The organism is Oryzobacter terrae (genome assembly GCF_042756445.1).
Taxonomy (GTDB): Bacteria; Actinomycetota; Actinomycetes; order Actinomycetales; family Dermatophilaceae; genus Oryzobacter; species Oryzobacter terrae.
Map to the genome: position 1 here is coordinate 3722666 of NZ_CP170578.1, position 20876 is coordinate 3743541.

A 20876-nucleotide genomic window follows, 5' to 3' on the forward strand; every position below is an offset into this window, starting at 1 on the left:
TCAGCGGGTCCAGCGGTAGGGCGTCGTCGTCGACACCGTGCGCATGCCCGCTCGTTCCAGGATGGGTCGTGAGTACTCGGTGGAGTCGCTGTGCAGCAGCCGCTTGCCGGCCCGCAGCGCCGAGTGCGCCCGCACCGCGGTGAGGGCGAGGTAGATCCCGCGCCCTCGCCACGACTCGAGGACGACGCCACCCCAGACGCCGGCGAATTCGGTGCCCTCGACCGGCTCGAGCCGCCCGGCCCCGACCATCTCGCCGCCGGTCTCCGCGACCCACAGCTCCATCCCGTCGCGCCGGGCGAGGCGGCGCAGGAGCGCGTCGGCCATCTCGTCGGAGACCGGGTCACCGAAGACGCGGTCCGCCAGCGCCGACATCGCGCGCACGTCGGCCTCCGCCGTGACCGTCCGCAGCGAGACCCCCTCGGGCGGGCGCCGGTCGGTGGCCACCACCGTGGCCTCGCCGATGACGACCGACTCGGTCTCCTCGGCGGTGAACCCGTGCGCGACGAGGGCCTCGGCCAGCCCGGGGGCGTGGTCGTGGCCGCGGGTCTTCCACTCCACGCGGGTGACCTCCGGGTCGGCGCGGTAGTGGTCGAGGGCGGCCCCGACGAGGTCGCCGACGTCCGCCGCGCCGACGCCGCCGAGGTCGCGGTAGGTGACGAAGCCCCGTCCGCCGGCGAACGTCACGAGCCGCAGCGGGCCGAGGCGGGTCACCGACCGGGCGCTCGGGGTCTCGGCGTCCGAGCGCAGCTGCGCGTCGTACGCCTCGAGGAAGGGGTCGGCCGCGGGCGAGGGGCTCAGGGCGTGCCGTCCGGCGAGGAGCCGCCACCCGTGGCGCCGCCGCCCGTGGCGCCACCACCCGTGGTGCCGTCGCCGCCACCCGTGCGGCGTCGCGGCACGAGGCGCCCGAGGCCGGAGAACGCCGACCTCCAGTGGCGCCGCCCCTCCTCCGGGAGGAGCAGCGCCCGGACCCGGTCGAGGCGCCGCCGCCTCGACAGGGCTCCGCGCCAGACCGTGCTCGCGTCGGGCCCGACGTCGTCGAGGGCGCTGCCCGGCCGGGCGTAGCGCGCGTTCTCGAGCGTCGTGACGACCCGGCCGAGGGCGTCGGTCTCGTCCTGGGTCAGGTAGGCCGCCTTGCCGAGCTGGCGCGACGCCTGGCGCGGGGTCGAGCCGTCGGGGGCGACGTAGCCGATGTCCTGAAGGCGCAGGAGGAGCGACTGCCACTCGGCCTCGACCCGTTCGGCGTCGTCGCGGGCGTCGCCGCGCGACCGGCGGCGCGACAGCCACGCCCCGAGCGGGACGACGCACGCCGCCAGGACGACGAGGAGGCCGACGCCGATCGAGGTGAGGTGGTCGGAGGTGAAGCGCACGACGCTGCCCGCCGCCCCGCCGGTGTCGGTCGTGGTGTCGGTGAGGCCGTCGTTGAGGTCGCGCGTCGGCCCGGCCGACGGGGCGGCCGAGGACGACGGGGTCGTCGCGGAGGCCGACGGCGACCCGCTGGACCCGGTGTCGGTCGGCACGAGGCTGTAGTCGGGGGCGACGCCGCTGCGGCTGCCCGGGGTCGGCTCGAAGCGGACCCACCCGAGCTGGGGGAACTTCAGCTCCGGCCACGCGTGCGCGTCGCTGACGCGCACGACCCGCTCGTCGCCGTCGGCGGTGCCCGGGAGGAAGCCCACCGCCATCCGGGCCGGGATCCCCGCCGCCCTCGCGAGCATGATCATCGCCGAGGCGAACTGGACGCAGTAGCCGCGCTTGGTCTCGAGGAAGCGGGCGAGCGGCTCCTCGGGCAGGGTGCTGTCGCCGGTGTCCTCGGCGAGCTCGAGCGAGTAGGTGTACTCGTTGCCGCGCAGGTGCGCCTGGATGGCGCGGGCGACCTCGAGCGGGGTGTCGCCCGAGTCGGTGATCTCGTCGAGCAGGGAGCGGACGGCCTCCTCCGAGCGCGGCTCGAGGACGAGGTCGCGGCCGTCGACGTCGGACTGGTCGGCGCCGCCGAACTGGGTGGCCTCCGGGTCGAGCACGACGTACTCGGCGCTGTACTCGGCCACCGGCCGGGTCAGCTGGACCAGCCCTTCGACGCTGATGTTCCAGGAGCCGTCGGGGAACGGGCTGCCGGTGGAGTTCTCGGGCAGGGCGACCTGCGGGACGCCGATGTTGTTCTGCGTCACCGTGATCCGTTCGACCTTGCGCGGGACCGAGGGGCCGGCGGTCGGGTCGGGGATCCGACCGTCCTGCGGGACGAAGGTGAAGTCGGAGCGGGCGCCCCACGAGCCGCGGCGGTAGGTGTCGAGGATGCCGACGCGCAGCGGCTGCGGGTCCTCGGCGGTCGTGACGTAGCGCAGCACCGGGTCGGTCGACTGGCTGCCGAGGTCGCGCGCGATGTCGACGCTCGTCGACAGGCGGACCGCGCCACCGCCGCCCCCGCGGGCGTTCGAGCTCTGCCCGAGGCCGTCGGCGAGGAAGGTCGTCGGCAGGTGGGGGACGAGGCCGGGCAGGACCACGGCGACGGCCAGGGCGGTCACCCCGACGACCCGCCCCGTCGTCGAGAACACCGTCGTGGGGTCGGCGAAGGGGCCGCGGGAGTCGCGCGTCGCGGCGGTGCCCCAGGCCCGCATGGCACGCACGCCCTGGCGGCCGACGAGGGCGAGCCACACGAGCGCCGGCGGGATGGCCCACAGGGCGCCCAGCCCCTCGCCGGAGTTCGTCGCCGACGACAGGAACGCCGCGAGGAGCGGGATGCCCGCGACGGCCGGGCTGCGGAAGGTGACGGCGCAGGCGTCGACCGCGACGGCGGTGAGCCCGAGGAGCAGGCTGACGGCGAGGATCGTGCCGCGGTTGGCCGGCGCGGGTGCGGTGTAGTTCGTCACCGTCTCGTACGCCTGGGTCAGCAGGACCCCGAGGGCGGCGCCGGTGTCGGGCACCGGGACGACGTTCTTCCACAGGTGGCCCTGGCCGTGGAGCATCGCCGCGCCCTGGAGGAGGAGCAGGGCCTGGATCGCCACGACGCCGACGCGCGAGGACGTGACGAGCCGGGCGCCCATCCCGCCGAGGGCGACGAGCATCACGAGGAGCAGGCTCGGGCGGAACCACAGCGCGGTGGGGCTGAACAGGGTGGTGAGCGGCAGGGCCACCGCGATCGTCGCGAGGGCCGCGAGGAGGGCCTCGACCGGGCGGGCGCGGTTCACCGGACACCCACCGTCTGCGCGCCGATGACCGCCGACCAGGCGGCCGCCGGGGTCGTGCGCGAGTCGACGACGGTGACGGTCCACCCCGACGCCCGCAGGACCTCGGCGGTCGTCTCGGCGCGGCTGTCGTCGGCCGACCGGCCGCGGCTGCCACCGAAGGAGGTGGGGTCGACGACGGTGGCGACACCGGCGGACCCGGGCTGGCGCAGGGCGGCGAGGGCGCGGGCGTCGTCGTCGCTGAGCGGGCCGCCGACGAACACGACGAGCCCGCCCTGCGAGGTGACGGCACTCGCGGCGTGGAGGACCGCGCGCAGCCCGTCGTCGGGGCCGGTGGTGACCCGTGCGAGGGTGTCGAGGCCGCCCTCGAGGGAGTCGTCGTGGTGGGCGCCGGTGTCGGAACCCGGGTCGCTCGTGAGGAGGTGGAGGGCGTAGCCGGCGCGCTGGACGTGCGCCGTGACCGAGGCCGCGGTCGTGACGCACCACTCGAGCGAGCTGCTCCGCCCGGACCCCGCGTGCCCGCCGGCCCGGCTGTCGAGGAGGACGACGGCCCGCCGCTTGGCCGGCCGGTCCTCCTGGCGCACCATGAGCTCGCCGGTGCGGGCCGACGCCGGCCAGTGGATCCGCCGGAGGTCGTCGCCGTCGCGGTACTCGCGGATCGTCTGGTCGTCCTCGCCGTGGAGCGCCACCATGTGCGGGATGGTCCCCTCCGACCCGATGCCGCTGCCGAGCGAGCGCCCCACCGGCAGCGCGACGACGCGGGGGAGGACGACGACCTCGGCGCGCCCACCGACGGCGGCCGAGCGCATCGTCAGGCCGAACGGGTCGCGCACCCGCACCGCGAGGGGCCCGATCCGGTGGACCCCCCGGGTGTGCGACCGGACGGTGTACTGCACGTCCTGCGAGGTCCCGGGCCGCAGCGCCGGGATGACGAAGCGCGGCCGGTCGCCGAGCGCGTAGTCGATCGACTCCTCGGCCATGACGACGGGAGAGGTCGAGGACTCGACGTTGCGCACCGTCACCGAGACGACGGCCCGCTCGTCGATGGCCACGCGCGACGGGGCCGCCGTGCGGCGCACCTCCAGGCGCAGCCCGTGCCGCCGGACGAGGACGAGCGAGATGGCGACGAGGGCGAGCAGCAGCACCCCGATCCGGGTGACGTCGCGCTGCCCGAGGAGGATCCCGGACGCGACGAGGACGAGCCCGCAGCCGGCGAAGGCCGCGCCGCGGGTCGTGAGGGAGCGTCGGAGCTGGCGCACGGGCTCAGCGGGTGGGAGCCGGGACCCGGACGCGCTGGAGCAGGTCGGTGACGACGTCGGTCGTCGAGCGCCGCGCCATCTGGGTCTCCCCGGTGGGGATGAGGCGGTGGGCGAGGACCGGGACGGCCACCTGCTGGACGTCGTCGGGCAGGACGTGGTCGCGTCCGGCGAGGGCGGCGTGCGCCCGCGAGGCGCGCAGCAGGTGCAGGCTCGCCCGCGGCGACGCGCCGAGGCGCAGCGCCGAGCTCGACCGGGTCGCCGTCGTGAGGTCGACGATGTACTGGCGCACCGCGGGGGAGGCGTGCACCTGGCGGACGGCGTCGACCATCTGCGAGACGGCGACGGCGTCGGTGACCGGCCTGAGGGCGTCGAGGGGGGACGCGCCCCCGTGCACCTCGAGCATCTCGAGCTCGGAGCGCGCCGACGGGTAGCCCATCGAGATCCGCGCCATGAAGCGGTCGCGCTGGGCCTCGGGCAGCGGGTAGGTGCCCTCCATCTCGATGGGGTTCTGCGTCGCCATGACGATGAAGGGCTTGGGCAGCGTGTACGTCGTGCCGTCGACGGTGACCTGGGCCTCCTCCATCGACTCGAGCAGCGCCGACTGCGTCTTCGGCGAGGCACGGTTGATCTCGTCGCCGACGACGACGTTGGCGAAGATCGCGCCGGGCCGGAACTCGAAGTCGCGCACGTCCTGGTTGAACACCGAGACGCCCGTGATGTCGCTCGGCAGCAGGTCGGGGGTGAACTGCACGCGGCGCACCGAGCAGTCGATGGAGCGCGCCAGCGCCTTGGCCAGCAGCGTCTTGCCGACGCCGGGGACGTCCTCGACGAGGAGGTGACCCTCGGCGAGCAGCACGGTGACGGCCGTGCGGACGACCTTCTCCTTGCCCTCGATGACCGAGTTCATCGCGCCCATGAGCGAGCTCGAGACCTGGAGCACCTGGTCGAGGGAGGCCCCGCGGGCCGTGGGGTCGAGGGGAGGGCGACCGCCGTCGGTCTCGCTCCCGGTCCGGCGGTCGTTCTCGAGGTCGCTCACTGTGGGGTGTCCCTTCGTCACGTGTACCCGGCCGAACGCGCGAGGAGCGTTTCGGGTGCCCCATGATCTTGCGCCACGAACCCGGTCGGGTGGAAGACGGCGACGAAGGACGTGTGGTGACGGTTCGGTCACGCGTCGCCGCACCGCCCGTTCCCCACCTCGCTCCACCCGGGCCGCCACCTCGCTCCACCCCAGCCCCCACTGCGCCCCACGCCCGCCCCCACCGCGTCCCACCGGTGGCTCACGCGCCCCACGGCCACCCGACCGGAGGGGCACACGACCCTCCGGGGGCGACCCGAGCCCGCGCCGCCGGCCTGCCGCACCATCAATGCCGAGCATTCATCCTCCACTTCACACCACCGCTGTGACCAGCATGAACTCCGAAGAATCAGCCGTTTGGCCCCCGATATCGGGGACAGAGAGGGTCAACGTGGAGTAAAGTGGAGGAAACCGGTGCATCCGGCTGGGTCGAGACAGGCGAGGAGGTGGCTCCCGTGGACGAGTTCCTCGGTACGCACACCCCTCGACTCGACGACAAGGGCCGCCTCTTCCTCCCCGCCCGCTTCCGCGGCGCCCTCGCCGACGGGCTCGTCGTCACCACGGGGCAGGAGGGCTGCCTCTACGTCTTCCCCACCGCGGAGTTCCACCGGATCTCGGGCCTCATGCAGTCCGCCCCGGGGAGCTCGCGCCAGGTCCGCGACTTCGTGCGCGTCTTCCGCGCCAGCGCTCACCCCGAGACGCCCGACAAGCAGGGCCGGGTCACCATCCCCGCCCCCCTGCGCACGTACGCCGGCCTGGACAAGGAGTGCACGGTCATCGGCAACGGCAACCGCGTCGAGGTCTGGGACACCGCCGCCTGGGACTCCTACCTCGCCGACGTCATGCCCGCCTACTCCGCGTACTCGGTCGACACCGAGGAGGTGGTCCCCGGCCTGTGAGCCGGACCCGCCCCCCTCCACGTCCCTCGCCGCCGAGCGACACCACACCGTCCGACACCACGACCGACCCGACCGCCGGCCTCCAGCCGACCCGAACCCGACGCGACTTCCCCCGCGGCGGGCACGGATCGGATGGGGACCAGCCGCCGGGTCGAGCCGCACCCGGACCCACCGAAACCCCGAACCCCCCCCGCACCACCGCCCGCCCCGCCACCGAGAGCCAGAGAGGAGGACGACCGTGAGCACCCGAGGAGACGCCGCCGACCGCCACGTCCCGGTCATGCGCGAGCGGATCGTCGACCTCCTCGAGCCCGCGCTCCAGGACGACGGCGCGGTGTTCGTCGACGGCACCCTGGGAATGGGCGGCCACGCCCAGGCGGTCCTCGAGCGCTGCCCGCGGGCGCGGGTCATCGGCCTGGACCGCGACGAGGAGGCGCTCGCCCTGGCGGGGGAGCGGCTCGGGTCGTTCGGCGGCCGGTTCGTCGCCGTCCACGCCGTGTACGACGACATCGCCGCGGTCCTCGCGGCCCACGCCGAGGGCACGGCGCGCGGCATCCTGTTCGACCTCGGCGTCTCCTCGCTCCAGATCGACGAGCCCGACCGCGGCTTCGCCTACCGCCACGACGCGCCCCTCGACATGCGGATGGACCAGTCGCAGGGCATCACCGCGGCCGACGTCCTCAACACCTACTCGCACGGCGACCTCGCCCGGGTGCTCAAGACCTACGGCGAGGAGCGCTTCGCCGGCCGGATCGCCTCGGCGGTGCTGCGCGAGCGCGAGAAGGAGCCGTTCACGACCTCCGCCCGGCTCGTCGACCTCCTGCGCTCGGCCATCCCGGCGGCGTCGCAGCGGTCCGGGGGCCACCCGGCCAAGCGCACCTTCCAGGCCCTGCGCATCGAGGTCAACGCCGAGCTCGAGGTGTGGGAGCGCGCCATCACCTCGGCCATCGGGGTCCTCGCGCCGGGCGGGCGGATCGCGGTCCTGTCCTACCACTCCCTCGAGGACCGGATCACCAAGCAGGCCCTCGCCGCGGGGGCGCACAGCCGCACGCCGGTCGGCATGCCGGTCGAGCTCCCCGAGCACGCCGCCTACCTCCGCCTGCTCACCCGCGGCGCGGAGGTCCCCGACCCGCAGGAGCAGGTCGACAACCCCCGCTCCGCCTCCGCGCGGCTGCGCGCCGCCGAACGTCTCTCGCCCCCGAACGGAGCCCCCGCATGAGCCAGCTCGCCCCGGTCCGGACCGCCCCACGCCCCACGGCGCGCCGGGCCACGACCCCGACCCCGCGCCAGCTCAAGGTCGTCACCGCTCCCGACACCGCGGGCAACGGCCTCTTCCTCGGCCTGTGCGTGCTCCTCCTCCTCGGGGGCTTCGTCGGCGTCCTGCTCCTCAACACGGCGATGGCCCAGGGCTCGTACACGATGCGCGACCTGCAGCACCGCTCCGACGAGCTCGCCGACGCCCAGGACGCCCTGCGCCACCAGATCGACGGGGTCTCCGGCCCCGGCCCGCTCGCCCAGCGGGCCCGCGAGCTCGGGATGGTGCCCGCCGAGACCCCCGCCTTCCTCCGGCTCTCCGACGGCAAGGTCCTCGGCGTGGCGAAGAAGGCCAAGGCCAACGAGCGATTTAGCGTGGTCACCGAGACCAGGACCCCGACCAAGACCGAGCCCACGACGCCCGCGACGACACCCGGACCCGCCTCGTCGGTCCCGGCGACCACGCCGTCCGCGGCGACCACCCCCGCCAACTGAGTCCTCACCCTCGACCCCGGAAGAGAACCCGTGACGCAGCGCAGGACCCCGACGCCCGGAGGGCGCGCCCGCCCGGCGCCGTCCGCGTCCGGCCGCCCGGCGGCGCGCCAGGGCACCCGGCCCGCGGCGACGCCGGCGTCGTCCCGCTCGGCCGGGGCCCAGCGCGCCTCGGGTGCGGCGACGGGGCGCAAGCCCGGGACCGAGCAGAAGGCGACGGGACGCGGCGCGACCCAGCGACCCGCGGCGCCGCGAGCCGCCACCCCGCGGGCGGCGCGACCGGCCCGACCGGCAGCCCCCGGACGCCGTCCGGCCCCGGCGAGCCGCCGCAACGCCGCCACCCCCCGCCGCGGCTCGTCCGGCGGTGGCGGAGGGAAGGGGCGCCGTCCCGTCGCGAGGCGCTCGGGCGGACCGGCGGGCAACCCGCGCCGCAGGATGCGCTTCCTCACCGTCGCGACGCTGTTCGTCCTCAGCGTCTTCGGCGCCCAGCTCGTCCGGATCCAGGGCTTCGACGCGCACGCCGTCGCCGAGGAGGCCCAGCTCAAGCGCGAGGCGGCCCAGATCATCCCCGCGATGCGCGGCCAGATCCTCGCGGCCGACGGCACCGTGCTCGCCTCGAGCGTCGTGCGCGAGGTCGTCGTCGCCGACCAGACCGCCGTGTGCACCTACCGCACGAGCAGGCCGACGTGCGACTCGGCCTCGTCGGCCGCCGCCGTGCAGGCCGCCGCCACCGAGCTCGCCCCGCTGCTCGACACCACCGTCTCCGAGCTCGTCCCGCAGCTGAGCGGCACGAGCCGCTACCGCGTCCTCAGCAAGGACGTCACCCCGGTGACGTGGAACAAGATCGCCGACCTCGGGGTCCCGGGCATCTACCGCGACCGCCGCGAGACCCGCTCCGAGCGCACCTACCCGCAGGGCACGACCGCGGCCGCCCTCGTCGGCTACGTCACCGCCGACGGCGAGCCCGGCGGCGGCGTGGAGGTCATGGAGGACGCGCGCCTCCAGGGCACCCCGGGCCGGCAGACGTTCGAGCAGGGCCGCGACGGCACCATCATCCCGGCGGCCGCGAGCTCGACCACCCCGGCCATCGACGGCAACGACGTGCGGCTGACGGTCAACAGCAGCCTGCAGTGGTACGCCCAGAACTCCCTGGCCCAGCGGATCAAGGAGACGAAGGCGACCTCGGGCACCGTCGTCATCATGAGCGCGAAGACCGGCGACCTGCTCAGCGTCGCGTCCTACCCCACCTTCGACCCCGACACCGACGTCGGCAAGAAGGGCGCCAAGCTCGGCAACTACGCCTTCTCCGACGTCTTCGAGCCGGGCTCGACCTCGAAGGTCATGACGATCGCCGCGGCCCTCGAGGAGAAGACCGTGACGCCGTCGACCCCGGTCGTCATCCCCAACCGCCTGCCGCGCTACGACTACAACTTCAAGGACAGCCACGAGCACGCGACGCTCTACCGGACCGTCGCCGGCACGCTCGCCGAGTCGAGCAACATCGGGACCATCCTCGTCAGCGAGACCCTCAAGCCGAAGACCCTCGAGTCCTACTTCCGCAAGTTCGGCCTCGGCTCGCTCTCGGGCACCGGGTACCCGGGCGAGTCGCGCGGCCTGCTCGCCAAGAGCAAGGACTGGAGCGGGTCGCAGCGGGCCACCGTCGCGTTCGGCCAGGGCGTCTCGGTCACCGCGATCCAGGCGGCCTCGGTCTTCCAGACGATCGCCAACGACGGGGTGCGGGTCTCGCCCCGGCTCGTCGACAGCGTCGTGGAGGCCGACGGCACCGTGACCCCCATGCCGCCGTCGACGCAGACCCGGGTCGTCTCGCACACGACGGCCGCCGACGTCAGCCGGATGCTCGAGGGCGTCGTCAGCGACGAGGGCACGGCCGAGGAGGCCCAGATCGCCGGCTACCGCATCGCCGGCAAGACGGGCACCGCCGACTACTACGACTCACGGGTCGGCAAGTACAGCGGGCACACGGCGAGCTTCATCGGCTACGCCCCCGCCGACGACCCCGAGATCGTCGTCGCCGTCATCATCCAGAAGCCGACGTACCCCTTCTTCGGTGGCTACGTCTCGGGCCCGGTGTTCAAGGACGTGACGACGTACGCCCTCCAGGAGCTGAAGATCCCGCCGACCGGCAAGAAGGCGACACCCGTCACCCTCAAGGTCGACCCGAAGGTGGCGCTGGCCGACCCCACCCTCCTGCGCAACGGCACCAAGCGCGTCCCACGGTAGGGTCGGTCGACGTGCCATCCCCCCGACCGTCGCAGCCCCACCGCACCTCGGTCAGTGAGCTCGCGGTGCTCGTCGGGGCGAGCGTGCCCGTCCTCGAGGCCTACGTCACGGGGGTGACGCTCGACTCGCGCGCGGTCCTGCCGGGCGACCTCTACGCCGCCCTGCCGGGGGCTCGCGCCCACGGAGCCGACTTCGTCGACGACGTCGTGCGCGCCGGCGCGGTCGGCGTCCTCACCGACGCGGCCGGGGCCGCGCGGGTCGCGCAGACGCACCTCGAGCTGCCCGTCGTCGTCGTCGAGAGCCCCCGGGCCGTCCTCGGGGCCGTCGCCGCGCGGGTCTACCGCACCGAGGAGCTGGCGTTGCGCCTCGTCGGCGTCACCGGCACCAACGGCAAGACGACGACCGCCTACCTCGTCCACTCGGCCCTGGCCGCGCTCGGCCGCAGCGCCGGGCTCATCGGCACCGTCGAGACCCGGATCGGCGACGAGCGGGTCGACAGCGTGCGGACCACCCCCGAGGCGCCCGACCTCCACGCCCTGCTCGCCGTCATGGTCGAGCGCGGTCTCGACACCTGCGTCATGGAGGTCTCGAGCCACGCCCTGGCCCAGCACCGCGTCGACGGCGTCGTCTACGACGTCGCCTTGTTCACCAACCTCTCCCAGGACCACCTCGACTTCCACGACGGCATGGACGACTACTTCGCCGCCAAGGCCTCCCTGTTCACCCCCCGGCGCTCCCGCCGGGGCCTGGTGTGCACCGACGACGAGTGGGGCCGACGGCTCACGCACGAGGCCGGGGTCCCGGTGGCGACGATCGGCTCGACCGACGACACCGACTGGCAGGTGGCCGTCGACCCCGACGACCCGGCCGCTTTCCGGCTCACCGCCGACGGGGTCGACCTCCACCTGAGGTCGAGCCTCCCGGGCGACTTCAACGTCACGAACACCGCGATGGCCGCGGCCTCGCTCGTCCTCCTGGGCGAGGACGTCGACGCCGTCGGCCGCGCGGTGCTGTCCGACCCGCACGTGCCCGGCCGGATGGAGGCGGTGGCCCCCGACGAGGACGTCGCGGCCCCGCGCACCGTCGTCGACTACGCCCACACCCCCGACGCGATCCGGGCCGCGCTGCGCGCCCTGCGACCCACCACCCCGGGCACCCTCGTCTGCGTCACCGGCGCCGGTGGGGACCGCGACCGCGACAAGCGCCACGCGATGGGCGTCGCCGCCGCCTCCGTCGCCGACCTCGTCGTCGTCACCGACGACAACCCCCGGTCCGAGGACCCCGCGGCCATCCGCGCCGCGATCCTCGAGGGCGTCGGGTCGGCCGGCGACCCGGACCACGAGGTGACGGTCCTCGAGGTGGGCGACCGTCGGACCGCCATCCGCGAGGCGCTGCGAGCCGTGTGGGGCGAGGGTGCCGCCGCCACCGTGGCCGTCGTCGGCAAGGGCCACGAGACCGGCCAGGAGGTCGCCGGCGTGGTCCACCACTTCGACGACCGCGAGGAGGTCGCCGAGGCGCTGCGCCTGCTGGCGGCGGGGGAGGGCGGCGCGTGATCCCGCTGTCGCTCACCGAGATCGCCTCGATCACCGACGGGCGCGTCGAGGCCCCCGACGGCATCGACCCCGCGTCGGTCGTCGTCGACGGACCCGTCGTCACCGACTCCCGGGAGGCCGGCCCCGGCGGGCTCTACGTCGCCCGCGTGGGTGAGCACGCCGACGGCCACGACTTCGTCGACGGCGCGGTAGCGCGGGGTGCCGTCGCGGCCCTGACGACCCGACCCGTCCCCGGCACCGCGTGCGTCGTCGTCGCCGACACCCAGAGCGCCTTCGCGGCCCTGGCCCGGGCCGTCGTCGACCGGGTTCCCGGCCTCGGGGTCGTCGGCATCACCGGCTCCTCGGGCAAGACGAGCACCAAGGACCTCCTCGGCGCGGTCCTCGCGACCGCCGGGCCCACCGTCGCCCCCGTCGGCTCCTACAACTCCGAGGTCGGCGTGCCCCTGACCGTGTGCCGGGTCGAGCCGGGTACCCGCTTCCTCGTCGTCGAGATGGGCGCGCGCGGCATCGGCCACGTCGCCTACCTGACCCGGATCGCCCCACCGCGGGTCGGCGTCGTCCTCAACGTCGGGACCGCCCACGTCGGTGAGTTCGGCTCGCGGGCCGCGATCGCCACCGCCAAGAGCGAGCTCGTGCAGGCGCTTCCCGCCGACGGTGTCGCGGTCCTCAACGCCGACGACGACGCCGTGCGCGCGATGGCCGCCGTCACCGACGCCCGGGTCGTCCTCGTCGGCGAGGCCGCCGACGCCGACGTCCGGGCCACCGACGTCTCCCTCGACGCCGGAGGACGACCCACCGTCACGGTCGTCGCGCCCCAGGGCACCCGGACGCTGACCCTCGGGCTCGTCGGCCGCCACCACGTGGGCAACGCCCTCGCGGTCCTCGCGGCCGCCACCGAGCTGGGCCTGTCGTTCGAGGACGCCTGCACCGCACTGGAGTCCGCGAGGCCGGCCAGCCGGTGGCGGATGGAGGTCACCGAGCGCGCCGACGGCGTCACCATCGTCAACGACGCCTACAACGCCAACCCCGACTCGATGCGCGCGGCCCTGACCGCCCTCGAGCGGATGGGGGAGGGCCGCCGCACCTGGGCCGTCCTCGGGACGATGCTCGAGCTCGGCGAGGAGTCCGACGCGCTCCACCGCGAGGTCGGCGAGGAGGTGCGCGCGCGTGGCGTCGACGAGCTCGTCGTCGTCGGTGAGGCGGCCCGACCCATCGCCGAGGGCGCCACCTCCTCCGACGGGACGGGGACCCGCGTCCGGGTCGTCGCCGACGCCGACGCGGCCGAAACGCTGCTGCGCGAGGAGGTGCGGCGCGGTGACGTCGTGCTGTTCAAGTCGAGCCGCGACGCAGGACTACGGTTGCTCGGAGACCGACTGGCCGGACCGAGGGAGGAGCAGGCGTGAAGGCTGTCCTCATCGCGGCCGTCGTGTCGCTCGTCATCGCGCTGTTCGGCACCCCCATGTACATCCGCTTCCTCGTCCGCAAGGGCTACGGCCAGTTCATCCGCGACGACGGCCCGACCTCGCACCACACCAAGCGCGGCACGCCGACGATGGGCGGCGCGGTCATCGTCGGCAGCTCGCTCGCGGCCTACGTCATCGCTCACGTGGTCACGGGTCAGGGCCCCACCGTCAGCGGCCTGCTCGTGCTGTTCCTCATGACCGGGCTGGGGTTCGTCGGCTTCCTCGACGACTTCATCAAGATCAGCAAGCAGCGCAGCCTGGGCCTGCGCTCGGGCGAGAAGCTCGCCGGGCAGACCCTCGTCGCGGTCGTCTTCGCGATCCTGGCCCTCCAGTTCCCCAACAGCAGCTTCCGCACCCCGGCCTCGACGAACATCTCCTTCGTCCGCGACACCCCGCTCGACCTCGCGTTCCTCGGGGCGCTCGTCGGCGTCGTCCTCTTCGTCATCTGGGCCAACGTCATCGTCGCGGGCACCTCGAACGGGGTGAACCTCACCGACGGCCTCGACGGCCTCGCCACGGGTGCCTCGGTCATGGTCTTCGCCGCCTACGTCCTCATCGGGATCTGGCAGTTCAACCAGAACTGCCAGTGGAACCCGGGGACCAAGTGCTACGAGGTGCGCGACCCCCACGACCTCGCGATCGTCGCCGCCGCCGGGATGGGCGCCTGCTTCGGCTTCCTGTGGTGGAACGCGTCCCCGGCGAAGATCTTCATGGGGGACACCGGTTCGCTCGCCCTCGGCGGGGCCCTCGCCGGGCTGGCGATCCTCACCCGCACCGAGCTGCTCGTCGTCATCCTCGGCGGCCTGTTCGTCACGATCACCCTGTCGGTCATCATCCAGGTCGCCTCGTTCAAGACCACCGGGAAACGGGTGTTCCGCATGGCGCCCTTGCAACACCACTTCGAGCTGCTCGGATGGCAGGAGGTCACGATCGTCATCCGGTTCTGGATCGTCGCCGGCCTCTTCGTCGCGCTCGGCCTCGGGCTGTTCTACGCCGAGTGGGTCGTGGGCGCGGCATGACCGGGCCGTCCGACCGGCTCGCGGGGCTCACCCACCGCGACGCCGACTGGCCCGGCCTGCGCGCCGTCGTGGCGGGTCTGGGGATCAGCGGCTTCGCGGCCGCCGACGCCCTCCTCGAGCGCGGCGTCGACGTCCTCGTCGTCGACGCCCGGGAGCCCGCCGAGGGTTCGGTCATGGCCGAGCGCGCCCGGATCCTCGACATCCTCGGCGCCCGCCTGGCGTACGGCGAGGAGGCCGTCGCCGGCCTCCCGCCGACGCCCGTGGACCTCGTCGTCACCTCGCCCGGATGGCGCCCCGACCAGCCCTTGCTGCGCGCCGCGGCCGACGCGGGCGTGACGGTGTGGGGCGAGGTCGAGCTGGCCTGGCGGATGCGGACGCGCGAGGGCGCAGCGCCCTGGCTCACCGTCACGGGGACCAACGGCAAGACGACGACGGTGCAGATGCTGACGTCGATCCTGCGCGCCGCCGGGCTGCGCGCGACGAGCGCCGGCAACGTCGGGACGCCGCTCCTCGAGGCGGTGCTGCACCCCGAGCCGTTCGACGTCATCGCCGTCGAGCTCTCGAGCTTCCAGCTCCACTGGTCGAGCTCGATCGTCCCGCGGGCCTCGGCCTGCCTCAACATCGCGCCCGACCACGTCGACTGGCACGGCTCGCTCGAGGAGTACGCCCGCGCCAAGGGCAAGGTCTACGCCGGCACCGAGGTCGCGTGCGTCTACAACGTCGAGGACGAGTGGACCCGGCGCCTCGTCGAGGACGCCGACGTCCGCGAGGGGTGCCGCGCCATCGGCTTCACCCTGGGGATCCCGGGCCTGTCGCAGCTGGGAGTGGTCGACGACGTCCTCGCCGACCGGGCCTTCGTCGAGGAGCGGCGCACCTCGGCGGCCGAGCTCGCGACCCTCGACGACCTGCGGGGCGACGCGCCCGCACCCGCACCGCACCTCGTCGCCAACGCGCTGGCCGCGGCGGCCCTCGCCCGGGCCCACGGCGTGCCGACCGGCGCGGTCCGCGACGGGCTGCGCGCGTTCGTCCCCGAGCCGCACCGGATCGCCGAGGTCGGCACGGTCGCGGCGGTGCGCTGGGTCGACGACTCGAAGGCCACCAACCCCCACGCCGCCCGGGCTAGCCTGGCCGCCTACGAGCACGTCGTGTGGGTCGCGGGCGGGCTGCTCAAGGGCGCCGACGTCGACGACCTCGTCAGGGGCGCGGCCGACCACCTGCGCGGCGTCGTCCTCATCGGACGTGACCGTTCGGCCATTTCGGAGGCACTGGCCCGACACGCGCCCGATGTCCCGGTCGTCGACGTCGCCCGTACCGACACTGGAGCCATGGACCAGGTGGTGAGGGAGGCCCTCGCGCTCGCCCACGCGGGCGACGTCGTGCTGCTCGCGCCCGCCGCGGCGTCCATGGACATGTTCGCCGACTACGGCGCTCGCGGTGACGCCTTCGTGTCTGCGGTCCACCGGCTCGCCGCCGGGGAGTAGCCCGTGAGCAGCGCCACCGCCCCGGCGCGGAGCGTGGCCCGGCCGAGCGGACGGATGACGTCCTGGCTCTCGCGCTTCGACTCGCCCGTCACGACGTACTACCTGCTCGTCTGCGTCACGGCCGCCCTCGTCGTCTTCGGGCTGATCATGGTCCTGTCGGCATCCTCGATCGTCTCCATCGGGAACACCTCGTCGGCCTACTCGATCTTCCTCAAGCAGGCCGCCTTCGCGGTCGTGGGGCTCGTCGCCCTCGTCATCGCCTCGCGGCTGCCGCTGAAGGCCTGGCGGCGGCTCGCCCTGCCGCTGCTCGGACTCGGGATCGTCCTGCAGCTGCTCGTGCTGACCCCCCTCGGACACGCGGTGAACGGCAACCAGAACTGGCTCAAGCTCGGCCCGATCACCGTCCAACCCTCCGAGGTGATCAAGCTGGGGCTCGTGCTGTCGGGCGGCCTGATCCTCTCCGCCAAGCGCAAGGCCCTGCACTCGTTCAGCCACGTCCTCGTGCCCTACCTGGTTCCCCTGGCGGCCGTGAGCATCGGCGCGGTCGTCCTCGGCCACGACCTGGGCACCGTGATGATCCTCGGTGCGATCGTCGCGGGGGTGCTCTTCGCGGCGGGCATCCCGCTGCGCTGGTTCGGTTTCGCGGGCGCGCCCTTCGTGCTGATGGCCGTCGCCTTCATCGTCACCAGCCCGAACCGGCTCGGCCGCTTCGACGTCTGGCTCGGTCGCGACACCAACGAGTTCGGCGCCGCGCGCCAGCCGATCCACGGCCGGTACGCCCTCGCCGACGGCGGCTGGTTCGGCCTCGGCCTCGGCGCCAGCCGCGAGAAGTGGGGCCTGCTCTCCGAGCCGCACAACGACTTCATCTTCGCGATCATCGGTGAGGAGCTCGGCCTGCCCGGCACCCTCGCGGTCCTCCTCCTCTTCGCCGGCCTGGCGCTGGCCTGCTACCGCCTCGTGACGCGCACCGACGACTTCTTCGTCCGGATCGCGACGGCCGGGATCATGACGTGGATCATCGTCCAGGCCGTCATCAACATCGGCGCCGTCATCAACCTCCTACCCGTCATCGGCGTCCCGCTGCCGCTCGTCTCGTCGGGTGGGTCCTCGCTCATCACGACGATGCTGGCGCTCGGCATCCTCATGTCCTTCGCCCGGTCCGAACCCGGCTGTGCCGAGGCGCTGTCCGCGCGCTCGTCGGCCCTGCGCCGATCCCTCGCCGTCATCCCGTCGGTCGCCGCCCGGTCGCGCAGGTCGGGCCGGTGAGCCCCGCCGGCCCCCGGTCGGTCCTGCTCGCGGGTGGGGGCACGGCCGGCCACGTCTCGCCGCTGCTGGCCCTCGCCGACTGCCTGCGCCGCCGCGACCCCGCCATCGAGGTCGCGGCGCTGGGCACCGCCGCCGGCCTCGAGGCCCGGCTCGTGCCCGAGCGCGGCTACCGCCTGCTCGAGGTGCCCAAGGTGCCGTTCCCGCGCCGACCGTCCGGCGACCTGCTGCGCCTGCCCTCGAACCTGCGCCGGGCCATCGCCGCCGCCGAGGAGGCCGTCGTCTCCACCGGCGCCGAGGTCGTCGTCGGCTTCGGCGGCTACGTCTCCACGCCGGCCTACCTCGCCGCCCGCCGACGGGGCGTCCCGGTCGTCGTCCACGAGCAGAACGCGAGGCCCGGGCTCGCGAACCGGCTCGGGGCGCGGATGGCCCACGGCGTCGGCGTCACCTTCCCCGACACCCACCTCCCGAACGCCACCGTCACCGGGATGCCGCTGCGCCGCGAGATCGCGACCCTCGACCGCGCCGCCCTGCGCGCCCAGGCGCGGGAACGGTTCGGGCTCACCGACGCCCCGACCGTCCTCGTCACCGGGGGGTCGCTCGGCGCCCAGCGCCTCAACGACGCGTTCGCCGGCGCGGTGGCCGACCTCTCGGCCGCCGGTGTCCAGGTCCTCCACGTCACCGGGACCGGCAAGGCCTTCGTCCCCGCGGGGCCGTCGGGGACGCCCTACGTCGTCCTCGAGTACTGCGACCGGATGGACCTCGCCTACGCCGCCGCCGACCTCGTCGTCGCCCGCTCGGGTGCCAACACCGTCTGCGAGCTGACCGCCGTCGGGCTGCCGGCGGTGTACGTCCCGCTGCCCATCGGGAACGGGGAACAGCGCCTCAACGCCCGCTCCGTCATCGCGGCCGGCGGAGGGATCCTCGTCGAGGACGCCGCCGTCGACCCCGCCTGGGTCCGCTCGGCCGTCGTCGCCCTCGCCACCGACGCGACCCGCCTGGCCTCGATGGCCTCCGCCTCGGCCTCCGTCGGTGAGCGCGACGGCGACGAGAAGCTCGCCGACCTCGTCGTCGCCGCGGCTGCGTCCGGCCGCGCGGCCGCCGGGGGGCGCTGAGCCGTGGACGGCGTCAACGAGCGCTTCGACTTCACCCTCCCGGTCCCTCCCGTCGCCGACCTCGGGCGGGTCCACCTCGTCGCCATCGGCGGCGCCGGGATGTCCGCCGTGGCCCGGCTGCTCGTCCAGGCCGGGGTCCCCGTGTCGGGGTCCGACGCCGCCGACGGACCGGCGCTCGAGGCGCTGCGCGCGGCCGGGGCCGGCCCGGTCGCCGTCGGGCACCACGCCGCCCACGTCGAGGACGCCGACACCCTCGTCGTCTCCTCGGCGGTGCGTGACGACAACGTCGAGGTCGCCGCCGCACGAGCCGCCGGTGCCCTCGTCCTCCACCGCGCCCAGGCCCTCGCCGCCCTCATGGCAGACCGTCGCCGCGTCGCCGTCGCCGGGGCCAACGGCAAGACGACGACGACCGCGATGCTCGTCGTCGGACTCGACGCCGCCGGGGCCGAGCCCTCCTACGCCGCGGGAGCCGAGATCGCCCAGCTCGGCACCAACGCGGCCCTCGGCCGGGGAGCGGCGTTCGTCGTCGAGGCCGACGAGAGCGACGGCTCCTTCCTCGCCTACCGCCCGCACGTCGCGGTCGTGACCAATGTCCAGCCCGACCACCTCGACTTCTACGGCACCGCCGAGAACGTCGTCGCCGCCTACGAGCGCTTCGCCGACTCCGTCGACCCCGAGGGCCTCCTCGTCGCCTGCCACGACGACCCCGGCTCGCGCGCCCTCGCCGACCGGGCACGGGCGTCCGGGCGCCGGGTCGTCACCTACGGCTTCGACGAGGGTGCCGACCTCCGGGTCACGACGTCGGAGGCCGACGGCCTCGGGTCCCGCTCGACCCTGTCGCGCGACGGCCGGACGCTGTCCCTCGACCTCCTCGTCCCCGGCGCGCACAACGTCCTGGACGCCTGCGGGGCCCTCCTCGCGGCCGTCGACGGGTGCGGTGCCGACACCGACGCCGTCCTCGCCGGGCTGGCCGGGTTCACCGGCGCGAGACGGCGGTTCGAGGTCCGCGGCGAGGTCGGTGGCGTCACCGTCGTCGACGACTACGCCCACAACGCCCCCAAGGTGGCGGCGGTCGTCGGCACCGCCGCGGCCATCGTCCGGCGCGCGGGCGGGGGAGCCCTGCGGGTGGTCTTCCAACCGCACCTCTACAGCCGCACCCGTGACTTCGCCGACGCCTTCGCCGTGGCGCTGGCCCCGGCCGACCACGTCGTCCTCCTCGACGTCTACGGTGCCCGCGAGGCCCCGGTGGACGGCATCAGCTCGGCGCTGGTCGGCGACCCGCTGCGCGCCCTGCCGGGGGAGCGCACCGTCGTCGTCGGCGCCTCCGCCGAGGACGCCGTCTCGCAGGTCGCCGCCGCGGCGCGTCCGGGCGACCTCGTCCTCACCGTCGGCGCCGGCGACGTGACCCGGCTCGGCCCGCTCCTCCTGCGTGAGCTCGCCGCGAGGTCGGCCGAGCACTCCGCCGAGCCCGCCGGCTCGTCGCGGCCCACCGACTCCTCCGACTCCTCCCAGCCCAGCGATCCCACCGATCCCACCGATTTCACCGAGGGAGGCGGGGCGCGATGAGCCTCGGCACCACGCGGCGACCGCCCGACCGCGCCCCCTCCGGGGCGTCGTCGTCGGCCAACCGCTTCCGCGAGCGCGCGCTGTCCCACCGCCGCCGACCGCTGCGCCTCGTCCTCACCTGGCTGCTCGCCGTCGCCGTCGTGGCCGGGCTCGCCTGGGTGGTCGGGTGGAGCACCCTGCTCGGGGTGCGTGACGTCGAGGTCGTGGGGGTGACGGGCGAGGAGGCCACCGCCGTCGCCGAGCTCGTCGAGGTCCCCACCGGCACCCCGCTGGCGCGCGTCGACACCGACGCCGTCGCCGACCGGGTCCGCGAGCGGATCACCGTCGCCGAGGTGTCGGTCCGCCGCGCCTGGCCGGGCACCCTGTCCGTCGAGGTCGTCCCGCGCACCGCCGCCCTCGTGGTGAAGAACCCTCAGGGTCGACTTGAGGTCGTGGATGCCGAGGGCGTCGCCTTCCGCGAGGTGGCCAAGGCCCCGGCGGGCGTCCCCCTCGTCACCGCGACCGGCTCGAAGGGCACGACCCGCGAGGCGCTCCAGTCCTCCCTCGCCCTCCTCGACGCGCTGCCGCACGACCTCGCCGACGACGTGCGCGCCGTCACCGTGAGCAGCGCCGACCTCGTGACGTTCACCCTCGGCACCCGCACCGTCGTGTGGGGGAGCGGCGAGGAGTCGCCGCGCAAGGTCGCCATCCTGCGAGCCCTGCTGACGACGAAGGCCAAGGTCATCGACGTCAGCGCGCCCGACACCCCCGTGACCCGCTGACCCCACCCTCGACGGCCGGCAGCACCGCGATGGTGCCGGTGACGCGAGTGACGGGTGTGACGCAGGGGGCGGGAGAGGCGCATGGGTCACCGCATGGCAGGATTCTTCCGGGGGATGTCGCGACACGCCCCCGGTGTCGTTGCCGGACCCCTCCCCCCGACCTAGCGTCGTCCCATCGAACCGTGACCGAACCGTAACCGTCAAGTAGATGTTGACAGTTTTCAGCCACAGTCCGCCCGCACCGTACGCAGCACCATCC

Annotated in this window: 16 protein-coding genes; 12 read left to right on the forward strand and 4 right to left on the reverse strand. The window is 74.4% G+C overall.

Going from position 1 to position 20876, the window contains the following annotated elements:
• From ACFWN3_RS17765 to ACFWN3_RS17780, 4 genes are read right to left on the reverse strand one after another with little or no spacing between them, the layout of a single operon-like run.
• Positions 1-798, reverse strand: a complete 798-nt coding sequence (locus ACFWN3_RS17765) for a GNAT family N-acetyltransferase (RefSeq protein ID WP_377645645.1) — start codon at positions 796-798, stop codon at positions 1-3.
• Complete coding sequence (locus tag ACFWN3_RS17770; RefSeq protein WP_377641907.1) at positions 795-3179, reverse strand: transglutaminaseTgpA domain-containing protein; 2385 nt, start codon at positions 3177-3179, stop codon at positions 795-797. Before ACFWN3_RS17770 ends, ACFWN3_RS17765 begins: the two co-directional genes overlap by 4 nt.
• Positions 3176-4435, reverse strand: coding sequence for a DUF58 domain-containing protein (locus tag ACFWN3_RS17775; RefSeq protein WP_377641909.1), 1260 nt, complete (start codon positions 4433-4435; stop codon positions 3176-3178). The genes ACFWN3_RS17770 and ACFWN3_RS17775 overlap by 4 nt, the downstream gene beginning before the upstream one ends.
• A 4-nt stretch (positions 4436-4439) precedes the next feature.
• Positions 4440-5351 carry an AAA family ATPase gene (locus ACFWN3_RS17780; protein WP_377645646.1) on the reverse strand — a complete coding sequence of 304 codons (912 nt, stop codon included), beginning with the start codon at positions 5349-5351 and terminating at the stop codon, positions 4440-4442.
• Positions 5352-5965: 614 nt separating this feature from the next.
• Between ACFWN3_RS17780 and mraZ the strand changes: the two genes are divergently transcribed.
• The 12 genes from mraZ (at position 5966) to ACFWN3_RS17840 (ending at position 20617) form a co-directional block, all read left to right on the forward strand.
• Entirely contained in the window at positions 5966-6409 is a 444-nt protein-coding gene (gene mraZ, locus ACFWN3_RS17785) for a division/cell wall cluster transcriptional repressor MraZ (protein ID WP_377641910.1), read from the forward strand.
• Between the two features lie 238 nt (positions 6410-6647).
• Entirely contained in the window at positions 6648-7628 is a 981-nt protein-coding gene (gene rsmH, locus ACFWN3_RS17790) for a 16S rRNA (cytosine(1402)-N(4))-methyltransferase RsmH (protein ID WP_377641912.1), read from the forward strand.
• Entirely contained in the window at positions 7625-8158 is a 534-nt protein-coding gene (locus ACFWN3_RS17795; RefSeq protein WP_377641914.1) for a hypothetical protein, read from the forward strand. Before rsmH ends, ACFWN3_RS17795 begins: the two co-directional genes overlap by 4 nt.
• A 30-nt stretch (positions 8159-8188) precedes the next feature.
• The gene (locus tag ACFWN3_RS17800) at positions 8189-10396 is read left to right on the forward strand and encodes a penicillin-binding transpeptidase domain-containing protein (RefSeq protein WP_377641916.1); all 2208 of its coding nucleotides are present in this window, start codon (positions 8189-8191) and stop codon (positions 10394-10396) included.
• A gap of 11 nt (positions 10397-10407) precedes the next feature.
• Positions 10408-11949 carry a UDP-N-acetylmuramoyl-L-alanyl-D-glutamate--2,6-diaminopimelate ligase gene (locus ACFWN3_RS17805; protein ID WP_377641917.1) on the forward strand — a complete coding sequence of 514 codons (1542 nt, stop codon included), beginning with the start codon at positions 10408-10410 and terminating at the stop codon, positions 11947-11949.
• Positions 11946-13352: a UDP-N-acetylmuramoyl-tripeptide--D-alanyl-D-alanine ligase gene (gene murF, locus ACFWN3_RS17810; RefSeq protein WP_377641919.1), complete on the forward strand. Its 1407-nt coding sequence runs from the start codon at positions 11946-11948 to the stop codon at positions 13350-13352. The genes ACFWN3_RS17805 and murF overlap by 4 nt, the downstream gene beginning before the upstream one ends.
• Positions 13349-14431, forward strand: a complete 1083-nt coding sequence (mraY, locus tag ACFWN3_RS17815; protein ID WP_377641921.1) for a phospho-N-acetylmuramoyl-pentapeptide-transferase — start codon at positions 13349-13351, stop codon at positions 14429-14431. Before murF ends, mraY begins: the two co-directional genes overlap by 4 nt.
• Entirely contained in the window at positions 14428-15912 is a 1485-nt protein-coding gene (gene murD / locus ACFWN3_RS17820; protein ID WP_377641923.1) for a UDP-N-acetylmuramoyl-L-alanine--D-glutamate ligase, read from the forward strand. The genes mraY and murD overlap by 4 nt, the downstream gene beginning before the upstream one ends.
• Positions 15913-15915: 3 nt before the next feature.
• Positions 15916-17178, forward strand: a complete 1263-nt coding sequence (gene ftsW, locus ACFWN3_RS17825) for a putative lipid II flippase FtsW (RefSeq protein ID WP_377641925.1) — start codon at positions 15916-15918, stop codon at positions 17176-17178.
• The gene (murG, locus tag ACFWN3_RS17830; protein WP_377641928.1) at positions 17175-18290 is read left to right on the forward strand and encodes an undecaprenyldiphospho-muramoylpentapeptide beta-N-acetylglucosaminyltransferase; all 1116 of its coding nucleotides are present in this window, start codon (positions 17175-17177) and stop codon (positions 18288-18290) included. The genes ftsW and murG overlap by 4 nt, the downstream gene beginning before the upstream one ends.
• 3 nt (positions 18291-18293) lie before the next feature.
• The gene (gene murC, locus ACFWN3_RS17835; protein WP_377641929.1) at positions 18294-19856 is read left to right on the forward strand and encodes a UDP-N-acetylmuramate--L-alanine ligase; all 1563 of its coding nucleotides are present in this window, start codon (positions 18294-18296) and stop codon (positions 19854-19856) included.
• Positions 19853-20617 (forward strand): cell division protein FtsQ/DivIB, encoded by a 765-nt coding sequence (locus ACFWN3_RS17840; protein WP_377641931.1) that lies wholly within the window; start codon positions 19853-19855, stop codon positions 20615-20617. The genes murC and ACFWN3_RS17840 overlap by 4 nt, the downstream gene beginning before the upstream one ends.
• Positions 20618-20876 lie beyond the last annotated feature (259 nt).